Raw genomic sequence first — 15714 nt, 5'->3', positions numbered from 1 at the left:
GGTCGAACCGCGGCCGTGGGCGTCTCGTAGGTAAGGGCATGGCGACAGAGACCGCCGCACCGGCTCCGCCTCGGTTCTTCGCACTGCACGCGCTCGCGGCCGGGCTGGACTTCGAGCGGTATTTCCGGTGGCGGCGGGCGCGCGAGGGTGATCCGTTCTACGTCAGGTTCCCCGGCTTCGGCGCGGTGCTGTTCACCGGAACACCCGCGGGCGCGCGTGAACTGTTCCGCGCCCCGATCGACCTGCTCGAACCGCCGCGGCCGAATCCGATCGAGCCGCTGGTCGGACCGGCCTCGCTGATCCTGACCTCGGGCGCCGTGCACCGACGGGATCGGACCTTGCTCGCGCCTGCCTTCCACGGCGCGCGGATCCGCGCCTACGGCGAGCTGGTCCGGACCGCGACGCTCGACGAGATCTGCGACGGCCCGACGCCGTGGCGTCCGGGTACGCGCGTCGATTCGCGTGCCGCGGCGCGGTCGATCACGCTGCGGGTGATCTTGGAGGCGGTCTTCGGCGTGCGCGCCCGCGAACGACGGGCCGCGTACACCGCCGCGATCACCGAGTTCCTCACCGCCTTCTCCGGCCCGCTGCTGCTCGCGCCCGCCCTGCGGCGCGGTGCGTTCGGTCGGGCGCCGTGGGATCGGTTCGTCGCAGCGCGCGCCCGCTTGGATCGACTGATCCGCGAAGACCTCGCCGAGCGCGAAAGCACTGCGCGCCAAGACGACCGCGACATCCTCGGCCTGCTGCTGAGCGCGCGCTACGACGACGGAAGCGCACCCACCGACGCCGAGCTCGGCGACCAGCTGCGCACCCTGTTGGTCGCCGGGCACGAGACCACGGCGACGAGCCTGGTCTGGGCGCTGTACCACCTGCACCGTGTACCGGAGACCCTGCGCACGCTGTGCGCGGAGCTGCGCGAGGCGGGCGATACACCGACGGAAATCGCGGCGCTGCCCTACCTCGACGCCGTCTGCCAGGAGACGTTGCGCCTGCATCCGCCGGTGCCGATCGTGCTGCGCCGGGTGACCGAGCCGTTCGCGCTGCGCGGCGTGCGCTTGGCCGCGGGCGAGACGATGGGGCTCGCGCTACCCCTGCTGCATACCGACTCGGACATTTGGGACAATCCTGAGCGGTTCCGTCCCGGACGGTTCCTGGACCGTCGCTACGGCCCGTTCGAGTTCGCACCCTTCGGCGGCGGACATCGGCGCTGTGTCGGGGCGAGCCTGGCCGACTACGAACTGCGCATCGCGCTCGCCACGGTGCTCGGCCGCGTGCGGCTCGCGCTGCCGCCGCGCTACGCGCGCGGGCGGGCGCCGCTCTCGGTGCCGCACAACATCGCGACGGGACCGCATCGGTCGATCCCCTTCGACGTCCTGGCGTGATTTCTATCACGAAACTGTTTGATCTTGCAGAAAACCGGACGGACCGCAGGTTGCCGCACTTGCACCGGACTTGCGGACCTGACCGGGCCGTTTGACCGAACTCAGTGATCGGCTTTGACTGATGTGTCCCAGGACACATCTGACCAATAGGGCGAATAACCGGATATTGGCACTGGCTAGCTGTCGCATCCAAACGGTAGGAATGAACAGGGGTCGGGCGTCAATACCCGTGGGGTGCTTCGAAGGCCCCGTCAGTATCCGTGGCAGCTCCGATGGACCCGTGACGTCCGCGCGCGGGCGCCGAGCACCCACACCGATGAGACATCTCGCCCGCGTACGCGCGCGCGAGAGCTGGAATGGACGAATAACCTATGCATGCCGCTTCGAACAACAGAACGCTGTCGACTTTCCGCGAGGAAGGACGGCTAGCCCGCCGGATCCGGCGGGGCGTTCTCTTGTCCGCGGCGATCGCGGCGGCCGGTGCCATGATCGTCGCTCCCGCTCAGGCCGAGCCGGGCATCCCCGGAGTCGGTTCGGGATCGGCGGCCGCGGCCACCGATCCCGCCCCTCAGGCCAACTTCGCGCCGCCGAGCATCAATATCGCCGACGGCGAGACGGTCGGCGTCGCGCAGCCGATCATCATCACCTTCCAGGAGCCGGTGACCGATCACGCCACCGCCGAGAAGGCCATCAAGGTCACCTCGTCGAAGGACGCGCCCGGCCACTTCTACTGGTTCAGCGACAAGCAGGTGCGCTACCGGCCGAACGACTTCTGGCCGGACAACACCGACGTGACGGTGGTGGCGGGCGGCACGACCAGCTCGTTCCGCATCGGCGACGCGCTGATCACCACCGCCGACGACACCACCAAGACCGTGACCGTCACCCGCAACGGCGAGGTCGTGATGGAGATGCCGGTCTCGATGGGCAAGCCCAAGTACGAGACCCCGAACGGCATCTACATCGTCGGCGAGCGCCAGCGCAAGATGATCATGGACTCGTCGACCTACGGCGTCCCGATCGACGCTCCCGAGGGCTACAAGCTCGAGGTCGAGTACGCCACCCGCATCTCCAACAGCGGCATCTTCGTGCACGCCGCCCCGTGGTCGGTCGGCCAGCAGGGCGTGTCGAACGTCAGCCACGGCTGCCTGAACGTGAGCACCGAGAACGCCCGCTGGTTCTTCGAGAACGCGCAGAAGGGCGATCCGGTCATCGTGCAGAACACCGACGGCGGGACGCTGAACTCGCGCGACGGCCTGGGCGACTGGAACTGATACCCGGCCGATAGCCAACGAAACGCCGACCGCGCACTACCGCGCGGTCGGCGTTTTCGTCTCTACAGCTCGCTCCGCCGCGAAATAACCGTTCATTGTTCGCGATTCGGTGGCGCACGGCGGACTGGTCGCATGTTCAACGCGCCGCCGGGCGATGTTCACCGATGATTTGCTGTTCACGTCGTAAAGTCTCCGCCGTGCGAATACGGCGATAAGTTTCGCGACGACACGAGGAGACGACAGCATGGCGACGGTGCATTTCGACCGGGTGACGCACCGGTATTCCGGTGCGCCGAGGCCCACCGTCGACGACCTGGAGCTCGAGATCGCCGACGGGGAGTTCGTCGTGCTGGTGGGGTCGTCGGGCTGCGGTAAGTCCACCAGTATGCGCATGCTCGCCGGGCTGGCCGCGGTGCAGCACGGGCGCATTTCGATCGGCGAGCGGGATGTCACCGAGTTGCCGGCGCACGACCGCGACGTGGCGATGGTGTTCGGAAGCTACGCGCTCTACCCGAATCTGACCGTCGCCCAGAACATGGGCTTCGCGCTACGCGACGCGGGCGTGAACGAGGCCGACGTTCAGGTTCGGGTCGACGAGGCCGCGAAGCTGCTCGAGCTCGAGGATCTGCTGGAGTGCAAACCCGCGAAACTCTCCGAAGGGGAACGCCAGCGCGTCGCGATGGGGCGGGTGATCGTGCGCAGACCCCAGGTCTTGTGCATGGACGACCCCTTGGCCGACCTGGACGCCGGGCTGCGGGTCAGCACCTGGCCCCAGATCGTTTCCCTACAGAAGCGCCTCGGCACCACCACCCTCTACGCCACCCATGATCAGGTCGAGGCGATGGCCGTGGGTGACCGGGTCGCCGTGCTCCGCGAAGGCAGGCTTCAGCAGATCGCCGCCCCGCGCGATCTCTACGACGACCCGGTCAACACGTTCGTCGCGGGTTTCATCGGCTCGCCGGGCATGAACCTGCTCGACGCCCCGGTGCACAACGACGCCGCGATGCTCGACGACCTGCGAATCCCCTTGCCGCGCAGCGCGAAACCGGGCGCCCGCGTCGTCCTCGGCATCCGTCCCGAATCCTGGGCGGTCACCAGCGATTCCGACGCGAGCGTGACGATCACCGCCGAGCGCGTCGAAGAACTCGGCGCCGAATCCTTCCTCTACGGCCACGGCGCCTCCGAGGACTGGAGCAGCCGCACCGGCAAAGTGGTAGCCCGCGTCGACCGCCGCTTCCGCGCCGGCCTCGGCGCCCCGCTGCACCTGCGGCCCAAGCCCGACGAAATCCTCTTCTTCGACGCCGAGACCGAAACCCGCCTTCGCTGAATCTTTTTCGGCGCTACCAGATCTTCACGCGTTCGGCGGGCTCGAGGTAGAGAGCGTCGCCGGGGCGGACGTCGAAGGCTTCGTGGAAGCTGTCGATATTGCGGACGACGGCGTTGCACCGGAATTCGGGCGGCGAGTGCGGATCGACGGCGAGGCGGCGGATGGCCTCCTCGGTGCGGGCCTTGGTTCGCCAGACCTGGGCCCAGCCGTAGAAGACGCGCTGAAGTCCGGTGAGTCCGTCGATGACCGAGGGCTCGGCGCCCTTCAGCGAGATCTTGTACGCCTCGAGGGCGATGGAGAGCCCACCGAGATCGCCGATGTTCTCGCCGATGGTGAATTCGCCGTTGACGGTGTGCTCGTCGGACAGCTCCTTCGGGGAGAGCACGTTGTACTGGTCGATCAACGCCTTGGTGCGCTTGGCGAATTCGGCGCGGTCGGCGTCGGTCCACCAGTCGATCATGTTGCCGTCGCCGTCGTACTTGGCGCCCTGATCGTCGAAGCCGTGGCCGATCTCGTGACCGATCACCGCGCCGATGCCGCCGTAGTTGGCCGCGTCGTCGGCGTTCATGTCGAAGAACGGCGGCTGCAGAATCGCCGCGGGGAAGACGATCTCGTTCATGCCCGGGTTGTAGTAGGCGTTGACCGTCTGCGGGGTCATGAACCACTCGGCCCGGTCGACCGGTCCGCCGAGCTTGTTCAGTTCGCGATCGTGCTCGGCCGCGTAGCCGCTGCGGTAGTTGCCGACCAGGTCCGCGGGATCGATGACCACGGCGGAGTAGTCGCGCCAGCGCTCCGGGTAGCCGATCTTCGGGGTGAACTTCTCCAGTTTGGCCAGCGCGGCCTTCCTGGTGTCCGGACCCATCCACGCCAGCTCGGAGATGTTGCGGCGGTAGGCCTCCTGGAGATTGGCGACCAGCTCGACCATCCTGGCCTTGGCCTCCGGCGGAAAGTGCTCGGCCACATACAGTTTGCCGACCGCCTCGCCGAGCAGTTCCTGAACCAGGGACACACCGCGCTTCCAGCGCTCCCGGTTCTCCTGGGCGCCCGTGAGCGTGCGGCCGTAGAAGTCGAAGTTCTCCTCGACCAGTTCTTCGGTGAGATACGCCGCGCGCGAACGCAGCACACGCCACGCCGCCCACGCGCGCCAGTCGGCGAGATCCGCCTCGGCCCAGGTCTGCGCGAAGGTGCGCAGGTAGGAAGGCTGGCGCGCCACCACCTCGGCGAACAATTCCGCGACCGGCTTGTCGACGCCCTCGGCAAGCGCCGAAGCCCAGGCCTGCCAATCGAATTCGGGGTTCTCGGCGACCAGCGCGTCGAACGTGACGAGGTTGTAGCTGCGTTCGGCATCCCGGCGGCGAACTACGTCCCAGTGGCCCGCGGCCAGCTTGCGCTCCAGTTCGAAGACCCGCTGCCCGATCGAGTCCAAGTCCTCGGGCAGCAGCGCGGCGATGCGCGGATCGGCGGCGGCGAGCGCGAACATGCGGCCGATGTGCGCGATGTACTTGGTACGGATCTCGGCGAATTCGTCCTGGCGGTAATAGGACTCGTCGGGCAGGCCGATGCCGGACTGGGTGGCGTGCACCAGGTAACGGGTGGAGTCCTTGTCGTCGGTGTCGACGTAAAGGGCGACCGCGCCGCCGACACCGGTGCGCTGAAGCCGCCCGAGCAGCGCCGCGAAGGCGCCGCGGTCGGCGACATCGTGCACGGCGGCGAGTTCGGCGGAGATCGGCGTGAGCCCGGCGGCGGCGACGGTCTCGGTGTCCATGAAGCTGGAGTACAGGTCGCCGATCTTGCGCGCGTCGCTGCCCGGCTCGGCGCCCGCGGCGGCGGCATTCTGGATGATGGCCTGAACGTCCAGCTCGGCCTGGTCGTACAGCGCGCGGAACGCGCCGTCGACCGCGCGGTCGGCCGGAATCCGATATTCGTCCAGCCATTTGCCGTTGACATGCGCGAACAGGTCGTCCTGCACGCGCACGGCGTCGTCGAGGTGGGACAGGTCCAGGCCGGACGGGCTGATCGGTTCGGAAGTCACGATCTCCAGTATGCCGAGTGGACGCGGTGTCGCGAGGTGATCGTGGCGGGGGCTGCGGCGAGTTCACGCAGAGTGAACCCCGGCCGCGCGGGCGACCGGGGTGGGCGGTCAGGCGGGGAGGATGATGCGGTCGAACTCGCCGTCATGCGCGCCGGCGAGGAAGGCTTCCCACTCTTCGGGGGTGTAGGTGAGGGCGACGTCGCCGTGGCGGAGCGTGGTGGTGCCGTCCGCGGCGGTGTGAACGACCAGATCGGTGTGCGGTCGTCCACTGGTGAGCAAGGTCAGGAACGAGGTCCATGCGCTCGCGGTGACGGTGATGATGGGCTCTTCGGCGGGGCGGTTGGCCGGGTTGCGGCGGTATTTGCTGTCACGGATGAGCACCGCATCACCATCGAACCTGACCTCGACGCATTGATTGCCGTTGTTCGATCGGGTCGACGTGAACCAGCCGGTGGAGCCCGGCGGGCAAGCGGTGGTGGCCATGGGCAGGATTTTACCCGAGCGCGTGCCGCCTGATCAGGGCCAATGACTCGTCACGGGTCAGCGATTGCTCCAGCGCGCGCAGGTAGGCGAAGCTCAGATCGCGCACCAGATCGGGGTCGTCGACCGCGCCGCCGAACACCGCGCTCTCGGCCCAGCCGAAGGTCGGCAACTGCACGCCGGCGAAATCGAGCAGGTGGAAGCTGCAACCGCCGAGGGTGGCGCCCGCGGTCGCGGCGAACGGGATGACGCGCACCTCGACGGTGTCCAGCTCTTCGATCAGCTTGGCCAGGTGCTCGAGCTGACCGTGCAGCACCGCGGGGCCGCCGGTCTGCTGCAACAGCGCGGCCTCACCGATGACGGCGGTGAGTTCTACGCCGTCCGGTCCGCGCAACCGATCCTGCCGACGCATGCGGATGGACACCAGCTGTTCGACCTGCACCGGACGGATCATCACGTCGGCGCTGATGAGCGCGCGAGCGTAGGCCTCGGTCTGCAGCAAACCCGGCACGATGAGGCTGTCGTAGCTGCGAATGCTCTGCGCTCCGTGCTCCATTCCGTACAGCCGCTGCAGCTCGGGACCGATCAGCGCGGAGGACTTGGCCCACCAGCCGCGCTGCTTGCTCGCGTCCAGCAGGGCGAGCAGCTCGGTGCGCTCCTCGGCGGTGACTTCCAGCAGTTCGAGCACGGGACCGATGGTGTTGCCGGTGAGCACGCGCCTGCCCTTCTCCACGTGCGACCAGTTCGCCGGGGTGAAGCCGACCCGCTTGGCGAAGGTCGCGGAGTCGAAACCGCGCTGCTCGCGCAGTTCGCGAAGGCGCAGCACCAGTTCCCAACGCGCGACAGTAGGCGAGACGGGTGCCATGACACGCGATGCTACGCCTGGGCAACACGCCAGCGTGTGACTATTGTCAACCTGATTGCCCAGGACTAGGGTCGACACCAGCGGCCGATTCACCCGTCACGTTCACTACGCATCGAGGCGAGGTTCGTCATGAGCACGTTCCGCACCGAATCAGGCAGTCACGGCCCCCTCGGGACACCGGACGCCTCGCCATCACACGCGGCCCAGGAGTACTCGGCCACCCAGGACGCGTTCGCGCGCTGCCGCCACTACCGCAAGGACAACGGTCTCTACGCCGTGGTCGATCCGGCGCTGGGCCGCATCATGCTCGAGGTCGGCGCCGTCGGCGCGGTCGTGATGCCCGCCTCGCTCGGCGCCGAAGTGCGCGCGCTGCTCACCGCGGGCGGGCGACGCGGCGGACCGATCATCGCGCATCCGCGTTCCGGCCGCTGGACCTTCCTGACCGGGCCGACCGACAACTCCTACCTGGACATGGCACTCTTCGCGGACCTGTTCCGGGTCTGCGCCTCGGTCGCCCTGCCGGGCAGCACGATCGTGCTGCCCTCGCCCGCCGACGAACACAGCGGCTACCGCACCTGGGTCGCGCGGCCGGATATGGACTACCGACCGGAGCTACCCGAGGTGATCGCCGCTACCAGGACCGCGGCGATCCCGTCCAAAGACAAGTGAGTTCGGCTACGGCGTCGGCCGCGGCGTCAGCGTGACGCTGAAGCGGTCCTCGATGTTCTGGTTCCACTTCCGCTCGCACTCGTCGATCTTGGCCTGATCGTTGCCCGCCTTGTCCAGGCAGTCGATGAAATCCTTGCCGCCGGAATCGACGAAGAAACTCCAGCCGACGATGGCGATGAGGATCGCGCCGATCAGCGCGAGCACGCTCAAGATCAGACCGGTGACGGCCATGCCGGTGCCGCCCGCGGTTCCCTTGCGCGCCTTGACGAACGCGATGATGCCGAAGATGAGTCCGAACAGCCCGAACAGGACGCCGCCGAGGATGGACCAGAAGGTGAGCAGCGCCAGGATGCCGAGCACCAACGCGGTGATGGCCAGGCCCTTGCCCTTCGGCGATTCCTGCCAGTAGGCGCCCTGCCCCGGCGGCGGATATCCGCCGGGTGGCGGCGGATACTGCCCGGGCGGCGGGTATTGGCCGGGCGGGGGATATTGCGACATGGACTTCCTCTCAGTCGGTGCCGCTGGGGAACTCGCTGGCGGGTCTCGCGGGTGCGCTGCGCGGCGGTCGCCTACTGATCGCGCTCCCTACGCTCGGATGTTAATAGGACAAACCGTACGGTGGACCGCTCATTGCCCGCCGAGTCGCGCGTGCATCTCCCAGACCAGAACCTCCGCCGGACCGTGCGCGGTGATCCGCTGACCGCCGCTGCGCGTCAGCCGCACGGCGTCGCCCTCGTACAGCGGGCCGACGCCCTCCATCTCCACCTCGCCGCGGGCGACGAACAGGTGCAGGTACGGCGCGTCGGGCAGGTCGATCACCTGCGGTTCCGCACCGGGCATGCGGGCCACGTGCAGCGCGGAGTGGCTGCTGTTGATGGCGATCGCGGCGCGGTCGCGGTAGCGCGGCAGGCCGGAGGCCACCGTGACCAGACCGCCGCCCGCCAGCTCGTCATCGATTTCCAGCTGCTGGTAGCCGGGGGTCAGGCCCGGTTCGTCGGGCACCACCCACATCTGCACGAAATGCACGGGCTCCTGGTGCTCGGCGCTGTCGTCCAGCCGCCAGGAGTCGTTCTTCTCCGAATGCAGGATGCCGGTGCCCGCGCTCATCCGCTGGGCGAGGCCGGGGTAGATGACGCCACTGTGGCCGAGAGAGTCCTGGTGCACGAGGCTGCCGCCGAGCACCCAGGTGACGATCTCCATGTCCCGGTGCGGGTGGGTGTCGAAACCCTGCCCGGGCAGCACGATGTCCTCGTTGTTCACCAGCAGCAGGCCGTGATGGGTGTTCTCCGGGTCGTAGTGCTCACCGAAGGAGAACGAATGCTTCGAATCCAACCAGGACACCCGCGTTTTCATGCGGTCGCCGCCACGGTGGATATCGATGTGCGGCGTCGTGAGTGTGGACATCAGGGTCCTCCTCTCTCCGACCGTGCACCGATCACCTTTCAGGGTAGGAGCACTCGAGGTCGCGGTACTCCTGATTCCTAGTAAATTGTCCTGCACTCGGCATTTTACGCGAGCGACCAGCGGGTGAACGGCAGGCGAGCAATACCTACCGGTGCGGTGAAGCGGGGACGGGACACGTAGGGTTACCGGCGACGGAGCCCCTTCCCGACGGCACCGAGTTCGAAATACTAAGCGCACCAACGGAATCGGAGGTGAGAGCCGAATGCGACCGGAAGCGCTCGATCGCATCGAGCGACAGCTCCGCACCGAGGCGCGCCGCGACGGCATCAGCGACTTCGTGGTCGGTGTCGCGGTCTTCCGCGACCGGAAACTGCTCGTGGTCCGGCGGGTGCCCGACGACTATCACGGGGGCATGTACGAACTGCCGGGCGGCGGCGTGGAATCGGGGGAGACCTTCGCCGAGTGCGTGGCGCGGGAGCTGTTCGAGGAGACCGGGCTGCGGGTGCGCAGCATCACCGAGTTCCTCGGCGGCATCGATTACGCCACCCGCACCAAGCCGCGGGTGCGCAAGTTCAGCTTCCTGGTGGAGGTGGAGCCGGGCGAGGTGGCGCTCGCGCCGGGCGAACACGACGCCTTCGCCTGGATCGACGCGAGCGCGCTCGACGAACTTCCGATGACGACGGATATGCGGGCGGCGGTCAGTTCCCTGGTCAGCTCGGGCTGAGGAACAGGGCACAATCAAGGCGGTGTCGATCGGTCGCCAAGAGAACAGCCCGCCCGCCGACGCGCCGCGCGTTTCGTTGCGCACGGCGCTGCGCGAGAGTCCCGGCGTGCTGCGGTTGGCGATCGTGCGCTTCGCCGGACAGTTCGGCGACGGGATGTTCCAGGCCGCGCTCTCGGGGGCGATTCTGTTCAACCCCGAGCGCGAGACCGATCCGCTGGCCATCGCCGCGGGCTTCGCCGTCCTGCTGCTGCCGTATTCGCTGATCGGACCCTATGCCGGTGCGCTGCTGGACCGCTGGGACCGGCGCGCGGTGCTGCTGGTGGCGAACGTGCTGCGCGGCGTGCTGATCGGCGTGACGAGCGTCGGGCTGGTCGCCGGGATCGCCGAGCCGCCGCTGCTGTTGCTGGCGCTTGCCGTGGTCGGCATCAGCAGGTTCGTGATGGCGGGCGTCTCGGCGGCGTTGCCGAGGGTGCTCGCGCAGCAGTGGCTGGTGCCGATGAACTCGGTGCTCGCCACCGTCGCCTCCGGGTGCGCCGGCGCGGGCGCGGCGATCGCGGTGGCTGTCATCGGAGGAATCGGGGCGGGTGATTTCGCTTCCGCCGTCGCCGTCGCGATGAGCGGAGTGGGTTCGGTGCTCGGCGCGTTGCTCGCGGCCGGGTTCCGGCACGGCGTGCTCGGCCCGGAGGACGGCAGTGCGGTCCACGAGGGGACCGTGCACGCGATCCTCACCGGGTTGCGCACCGGCGCGCGGGCGGTGTGGCAGTCGGTCTCGGTGACCACGGCGATGGTCGGCATCGGCACGCACCGCGTGGTGTTCGGCGCGAACACGCTGATCATGGTGCTGGTGTTGCGGCAGGCTCCCGAGGGCTCCGGTCTGAGCAGCGGCCTGATCGGGTTCGGTGTGGCGATCGCCGCGACGGCGGGCGGCATGCTGGTCGCCGCTGTCGTCGCGCCGCTGGTGATCGCGCGGTTCGGCCGTTCGCGCACGGTCGTCGCCGGGCTCGTCGCCGCGATGATCGTGCAGCTGACCTTGGTGACGCCGATCGCCGTCGCCGAGGCGGGACCGGCGGCCCAGCGCGCGTATCAACTACTGCTCGTGGGCGCCTTCCTGTTCGGGCTGGCCGGGCAGACGATCAAACTCACCGGCGACGCCACCATGCAGATAGATATCGATGACGCCAGGCGCGGGCAGGTGTTCGCCCTCCAGGACACGGTCTTCAACATCGCGTTCGTCCTGGCCATCGCACTGGCCGCGCTGGTGGTCCCGGACGACGGGCGATCGCTGCCGGTGGTGGTCGCGGGCGCGGTCGGGTACGGGGTGGGGATTCTCGCGATCGCGTTGAACAGCAGGCGGCGGGCCCGGGGATAAGACTGCCGGGCTCGCGTGCGGACGCGGGTCACCGCTACTCCGCTCGATCCGAGATGGCTTGGCCGGTCTGCCAGCGGCCTGGCGCACGCTCGAGCTTCAGGACCTTGTGGGCAGGCGGCGCCGCCAACTGGACGCGCGGGCCCGCCCGTCTTGGGTCCGGCCGATTCGGCTTCCGGGCGGTTGCGCGGCACCGACAAGGAGCGATCGGCGCGTTCTGCGAACGTGCTGGCCGAGGCGCCCGTGGAGCGGCCCCGCACCGATCAGAGCTCGTGTGTCGTCGCGGGTGGTTCGGTGATCGGCGTGCTCTCCGTGGCCAGCGGGACCGCGGCCGGTCGGGCTGGGCGGTCGGACCAGAGCGGGTGCTCGGCGAGCGGTGCCGAATCGTGCGGTTGCTCGGGGAGATTGGGCGGAGTCGTCTGCTCGAGCGGAGGCGGATGCCCCGGCCCGGGATGATCCAACGTGCCGCCGTGAGCGGTCGGCGCCGGTGGAATCGGGTAGTCGGCCAGCGCTTCGGTGACGACCGGGGCGGCGGCATTCTGCGGGGCGGTGAGCGGATCCGGGCCGGTGCGCACGATCCAGTCGAGCGGTTCGCTGCCCGCGTCGGCGGCCGAACCGGTGATCTGGTGGTTCCAGGTGCCGAGGTCGGTGGGGTCGGTATAGAAGTGGTCGAGCACCCCGTCGTCGTCCAGGTCCAGCGCGGCGACGTCGGCGATGCCGGTGCCGTGCGAATCCCACAGCGCGTCGTCGGCGATACCGTCGCCGTCGAAATCCAGCTGAATGGCGTCGGCCGTGCCGGTGCGGGCCAGGTCGAGATCGGCGGGTGACGACCAGACGTGGACGGCGCCGTCGCCCGTCCCGAAGCCGTACTCGATGTCGTTCATATCTGCTTGGACGCGACCGGCCCTGATCCGGTTCCCTCGCGATTGGCGATTGGCACCGCACGGCGCCCGGCCGCAGGCCCTCGGTTCCGGTAAGTTGATCACGCTGCGACCGATTCGACCAGGGAGTCAACAGGTATGGGAGCGATACCGAGGAAGCTGGAGTCCCCAGCGCTCTTCGGTGTGTTGCTCGCGGGTGTGCTCTCGGTCCCGGCGCCCGCGCAGGCCGCACCGCACCCGTGGGCGCCGCCGCCGGTGAATCTCTGCGGCGAAACAGGATTCGATCCGCTGGCCCGCGAGCCCGATCCGAGCCTGCCGCCGCCACCGCCGATCGTGGTGCCGCCGCAGATCGACATCCCCGTGCCGATCCCGGAGATCACGCCGGTTCCGGTGCCGGACCCGCCGCAGGACAAGACCAGGATCGTCCCGGAGCCGCTGCCCGAGGATCCGTGCCACAACCCGTGCCCCGACATCCGGGACACCCCGAAGCCGGATATCGAAGCGGCGGACCCGGAGACGCCCGAGGCTCCCGCTCCCGGCGGCACCGGATCGAGTTCCGGCAGCGGTTCCGGCTCCGGCAGTGCGGACTCCGGCAGTGGTTCGGGTTCGGGCAGCGGTTCCGGCGAGGGCGAAATCCAGTTGCCGCGCATCGAGTTCCGTCCCGAGATCGAGCCGATCCCGATTCCGGTGCCCGGCGGTCCCGGCGACGAGCCGCAGCCCGCGCCGCCGCCGGTCGTGCACCCGATCGAACCGGGACCGGTCGCCGAGGCCGTCGTCGCGCCGCGGGTGCGCAAGACCGAGCTGGTCGGCCAGGTCACCGGGCACGGGTCGAACAACCGCACCGATATGCGCTGGCAGGTCGACGGCACCGACCTCGGCTTCATGTGGGAGACCAAGCCGGGCGAGGTCGCCGTCGTCTTCGGCGACACCTTCGGCGAGGGCTGGGTGACCGGTGGCGCTGGCGGCCCGGACTGGCGAAGCAACGTGCTCGGCTACAGCACCGACCGCGACCTCTCCGACGGCCTCACCATCGACACCATGGTGCAGGACAGCCGCTGCCACGCGGCGGAGATCCTGAGCAGCCGCAAGATCAAGAACTGGGAGACCACCGTCATCCCGACCTCCGGGTTCGCGATCGGGAAGCGCCAGTACCTGAGCTACATGTCGGTGAACAGGTGGAGCCGCGTGCCCGGCATGTGGTTCACCAACTACGGCGGCATCGCCTACTCCGACGACAACGGCAGCACCTGGACCAAGGATCAGCACGCCAGGTGGGACAATCTCTTCGGCACGGGCCGCTTCCAGGTCGCGGCCATGGTTCCGCAGGGCGACTACGTCTACATGTTCGGCACGCCCAACGGCCGGGTCGGCGTGGTCGGCTTGGCCAGGGTTCCGAAGAACCAGGTGCTCAACAAGACCGCCTACCAGTACTGGGTGAACGGCGTTTGGGCCCCGGTGATCGAAAACCACGCGACGCCACTGTTCCTCGGCATCGCGAGCGAGGTGTCGGTGCGCTACGACGAGGCCACCGAGAAGTGGCAGATGGTGTATCTGGATTCGGCGCAGGGCGCCATCGTGCTGCGCGAAGCCGCCGCACCGCAGGGCATCTGGACCGACACGGTGCCGCTGGTGAACACCTCGGACTACCCGAAGGCCTACGGCGGTTTCATCCACCCGTGGTCCTCGAGCCGGGATTTGTACTTCACCATCTCGGCCTGGGACACCTACAACGTCTACCTGATGCGCGCCGACCTCGGCACACCGAAGTGATTCAGCCCCGCAGAAACCGCAGTCGCTGACCGGGTCTGGCCTGCGCCACCGCGTCGACGTCGGCATCGAGTACCACCGCGATCACCGGGTAGCCGCCGGTGACGGGGTGGTCGGCGAGAAAGATCACCGGCTGGCCGCTCGGCGGCACCTGAACCGAGCCGAGTGCCATACCCTCCGTGCGCAATTCACCGGTGATCCGCCGACGCAGCGGCGGTCCGCCGACGCGGTCGATGCGGGCGCCGACGCGGTCGGTGTCGGGGGAGACGGCCCACTCGGCCGCGAAAAGCGCTGCGGCGTCCTCGAACCAGTCGTCACGCGGGCCGAGCAGCGCGCGCACCGTGACGAGTCCGCCGGGTGGCGCGTCGACCGGCGCGACGTCGACGAGCGGCAGCTCGCGCGGAACCGGCCCGATCGGCAGCCGATCGCCCGCGCGCAGCGGTTCCGGTCCGATGCCGGACAGCGTGTCGCGGCTGCGCGAGCCGAGCACCGGCGCGACGTCGACGCCGCCGCGCACGGCGACGTAGCAACGCAACCCGTTCGCCGCGAATCCGAGCCGAAGGGTCTGTCCCTCTTCGATTTCCAGCACGCTGGCGTGGCCGACCGGGACGCCGTCCAGCACCGCTTGGGCGGGCGCGCCCGCGACCGCGACGGTGTGGTGCCGCTCCGCGCGCAGCACCAGCCCGCCGAGCAGTACCTCGATCGCCGCGGCGTCCTCCGGATTGCCGACCAGGCGATTGGCCAGCCGCAACGACGCACGGTCGGCCGCGCCCGAGACCCCGACGCCGGAATCGAACCAGCCGGGGCGGCCGAGGTCCTGGATGGTGGCCAGCGGACCGACCCACTCGACGAGCATCATTCGGCCACCTCGAAACGAACCAGCCCGCCCGCCCTGATCAGCGCGGGCGGATCGCGGTCGACGTCCCACATCGTCAGATCGGTGCGGCCGATCAACCGCCACCCGCCGGGCGTACTGCGCGGATAGACCGCCGAGAAGCCGCCCGCGAGCGCGACCGCACCGGCCGGTATGGACGTGCGGGCGGTATCCCTGCGCGGCACCGTGAGTCTCCCGTCGGGGGACTCGAGATAACCGAAACCCGGTGCGAATCCGACGAACGCGCAGCGCCACACCGTGCCGGTGTGCGCGGCGATCACTTCGTCCTCGGTCATGTCGAGCAACTCGGCGACATCGGCCAGGTCCGTGCCGTCATAACGCACCGGGACTACCAGCGGCTCGGGAGAGACGTTGTGCGGCAATGTTCCACGGGAAACATCGGCCGAATCATCCTGTTGCTGGAGGCTTTCCAGCATGGCGCAGATCTCGCGGCGCACCGACTCGGCGGCGTCGGCGGAAGCCAGGGTCACCAGAACGGTTTCCGCGGCGGGCAGCACGTCTTGCACGCCCTTCGGCGCGCTGACGCGCAGAGCGTCGGCCAATCCGGCGGCGCGAGCGGGTTCATCGGGCGTGACGAGCAGCGCCCGGTCTCCGGCCGCGCGAATATATTGCTGCCAGGGCGATTTCGGATCTCTCATATGGCGCTCC

At 68.9% G+C, this 15714-nt stretch carries 15 protein-coding genes; 7 read left to right on the top strand and 8 right to left on the bottom strand.

The features are described 5' to 3' along the window. Positions 1–38: 38 nt before the first annotated feature. From ABZV58_RS02025 to ABZV58_RS02015, 3 genes are all read left to right on the top strand, one after another. Positions 39–1382, top strand: coding sequence for a cytochrome P450 (locus tag ABZV58_RS02025; RefSeq protein WP_354998319.1), 1344 nt, complete (start codon positions 39–41; stop codon positions 1380–1382). 371 nt (positions 1383–1753) lie between these two features. Then, entirely contained in the window at positions 1754–2656 is a 903-nt protein-coding gene (locus ABZV58_RS02020) for a L,D-transpeptidase (protein ID WP_354998318.1), read from the top strand. Between the two features lie 244 nt (positions 2657–2900). After that, positions 2901–3983, top strand: a complete 1083-nt coding sequence (locus ABZV58_RS02015) for an ABC transporter ATP-binding protein (RefSeq protein ID WP_354998317.1) — start codon at positions 2901–2903, stop codon at positions 3981–3983. Between the two features lie 13 nt (positions 3984–3996). Here the strand turns inward: ABZV58_RS02015 and ABZV58_RS02010 are convergent, their stop codons facing one another. From ABZV58_RS02010 to ABZV58_RS02000, 3 genes are all read right to left on the bottom strand, one after another. Then, on the bottom strand, positions 3997–6015 hold the full coding sequence (locus tag ABZV58_RS02010) for a M13-type metalloendopeptidase (RefSeq protein ID WP_354998316.1): 2019 nt from the start codon (positions 6013–6015) through the stop codon (positions 3997–3999). A gap of 108 nt (positions 6016–6123) precedes the next feature. Further along, a complete protein-coding gene (locus ABZV58_RS02005) occupies positions 6124–6498 on the bottom strand; it encodes a DUF397 domain-containing protein (RefSeq protein WP_354998315.1) in 375 nt (124 codons plus the stop codon). A 10-nt stretch (positions 6499–6508) separates the two neighbouring features. Continuing rightward, complete coding sequence (locus ABZV58_RS02000; protein WP_354998314.1) at positions 6509–7360, bottom strand: Scr1 family TA system antitoxin-like transcriptional regulator; 852 nt, start codon at positions 7358–7360, stop codon at positions 6509–6511. 129 nt (positions 7361–7489) lie between these two features. Here ABZV58_RS02000 and ABZV58_RS01995 point away from each other — a divergent pair, with 129 nt between their 5' ends. Continuing rightward, a complete protein-coding gene (locus ABZV58_RS01995; RefSeq protein WP_354998313.1) occupies positions 7490–8029 on the top strand; it encodes a hypothetical protein in 540 nt (179 codons plus the stop codon). A 6-nt stretch (positions 8030–8035) separates the two neighbouring features. Here ABZV58_RS01995 and ABZV58_RS01990 read toward each other — a convergent pair whose 3' ends face one another. Both ABZV58_RS01990 and ABZV58_RS01985 read right to left on the bottom strand, forming a co-directional pair. Continuing rightward, entirely contained in the window at positions 8036–8527 is a 492-nt protein-coding gene (locus ABZV58_RS01990; RefSeq protein WP_354998312.1) for a DUF4190 domain-containing protein, read from the bottom strand. A gap of 129 nt (positions 8528–8656) precedes the next feature. Next, positions 8657–9433, bottom strand: coding sequence for a pirin family protein (locus ABZV58_RS01985; RefSeq protein ID WP_354998311.1), 777 nt, complete (start codon positions 9431–9433; stop codon positions 8657–8659). A 262-nt stretch (positions 9434–9695) separates the two neighbouring features. Between ABZV58_RS01985 and ABZV58_RS01980 the strand changes: the two genes are divergently transcribed. Further along, positions 9696–10157 (top strand): NUDIX domain-containing protein, encoded by a 462-nt coding sequence (locus ABZV58_RS01980; protein ID WP_354998310.1) that lies wholly within the window; start codon positions 9696–9698, stop codon positions 10155–10157. A gap of 28 nt (positions 10158–10185) precedes the next feature. Next, on the top strand, positions 10186–11526 hold the full coding sequence (locus tag ABZV58_RS01975) for a hypothetical protein (RefSeq protein ID WP_354998998.1): 1341 nt from the start codon (positions 10186–10188) through the stop codon (positions 11524–11526). Positions 11527–11786: 260 nt separating this feature from the next. Here the strand turns inward: ABZV58_RS01975 and ABZV58_RS01970 are convergent, their stop codons facing one another. Beyond that, the gene (locus tag ABZV58_RS01970) at positions 11787–12407 is read right to left on the bottom strand and encodes a hypothetical protein (RefSeq protein WP_354998309.1); all 621 of its coding nucleotides are present in this window, start codon (positions 12405–12407) and stop codon (positions 11787–11789) included. Between the two features lie 135 nt (positions 12408–12542). On the opposite strand from ABZV58_RS01970, the gene ABZV58_RS01965 reads away from it, so the two are divergent. After that, on the top strand, positions 12543–14174 hold the full coding sequence (locus tag ABZV58_RS01965) for a DUF4185 domain-containing protein (protein WP_354998308.1): 1632 nt from the start codon (positions 12543–12545) through the stop codon (positions 14172–14174). Between the two features lies 1 nt (position 14175). Here the strand turns inward: ABZV58_RS01965 and ABZV58_RS01960 are convergent, their stop codons facing one another. Beyond that, positions 14176–15030, bottom strand: a complete 855-nt coding sequence (locus ABZV58_RS01960; protein ID WP_354998307.1) for a biotin-dependent carboxyltransferase family protein — start codon at positions 15028–15030, stop codon at positions 14176–14178. Beyond that, positions 15027–15704, bottom strand: a complete 678-nt coding sequence (locus ABZV58_RS01955; RefSeq protein WP_354998306.1) for an allophanate hydrolase subunit 1 — start codon at positions 15702–15704, stop codon at positions 15027–15029. The genes ABZV58_RS01960 and ABZV58_RS01955 overlap by 4 nt, the downstream gene beginning before the upstream one ends. Positions 15705–15714 lie beyond the last annotated feature (10 nt).

It is taken from the genome of Nocardia sp. NPDC004654 (assembly GCF_040609595.1).
Taxonomy (GTDB): Bacteria; Actinomycetota; Actinomycetes; order Mycobacteriales; family Mycobacteriaceae; genus Nocardia.
Note: the sequence above shows the minus strand (reverse complement) of the source record. Positions and strands in the feature narration are given on the sequence as shown.

What these genes read in the sequence shown, in the direction of transcription:
- ABZV58_RS02025 (WP_354998319.1), top strand. Translation starts at nt 39, where the DNA reads ATGGCGACAGAGACCGCCGCACCGGCTCCGCCTCGGTTCTTCGCACTG.
- ABZV58_RS02020 (WP_354998318.1), top strand. Translation starts at nt 1,754, where the DNA reads ATGCATGCCGCTTCGAACAACAGAACGCTGTCGACTTTCCGCGAGGAA.
- ABZV58_RS02015 (WP_354998317.1), top strand. Translation starts at nt 2,901, where the DNA reads ATGGCGACGGTGCATTTCGACCGGGTGACGCACCGGTATTCCGGTGCG.
- ABZV58_RS02005 (WP_354998315.1), bottom strand. Translation starts at nt 6,498, where the DNA reads ATGGCCACCACCGCTTGCCCGCCGGGCTCCACCGGCTGGTTCACGTCG.
- ABZV58_RS02000 (WP_354998314.1), bottom strand. Translation starts at nt 7,360, where the DNA reads ATGGCACCCGTCTCGCCTACTGTCGCGCGTTGGGAACTGGTGCTGCGC.
- ABZV58_RS01995 (WP_354998313.1), top strand. Translation starts at nt 7,490, where the DNA reads ATGAGCACGTTCCGCACCGAATCAGGCAGTCACGGCCCCCTCGGGACA.
- ABZV58_RS01990 (WP_354998312.1), bottom strand. Translation starts at nt 8,527, where the DNA reads ATGTCGCAATATCCCCCGCCCGGCCAATACCCGCCGCCCGGGCAGTAT.
- ABZV58_RS01985 (WP_354998311.1), bottom strand. Translation starts at nt 9,433, where the DNA reads ATGTCCACACTCACGACGCCGCACATCGATATCCACCGTGGCGGCGAC.
- ABZV58_RS01980 (WP_354998310.1), top strand. Translation starts at nt 9,696, where the DNA reads ATGCGACCGGAAGCGCTCGATCGCATCGAGCGACAGCTCCGCACCGAG.
- ABZV58_RS01970 (WP_354998309.1), bottom strand. Translation starts at nt 12,407, where the DNA reads ATGAACGACATCGAGTACGGCTTCGGGACGGGCGACGGCGCCGTCCAC.
- ABZV58_RS01965 (WP_354998308.1), top strand. Translation starts at nt 12,543, where the DNA reads ATGGGAGCGATACCGAGGAAGCTGGAGTCCCCAGCGCTCTTCGGTGTG.
- ABZV58_RS01960 (WP_354998307.1), bottom strand. Translation starts at nt 15,030, where the DNA reads ATGATGCTCGTCGAGTGGGTCGGTCCGCTGGCCACCATCCAGGACCTC.
- ABZV58_RS01955 (WP_354998306.1), bottom strand. Translation starts at nt 15,704, where the DNA reads ATGAGAGATCCGAAATCGCCCTGGCAGCAATATATTCGCGCGGCCGGA.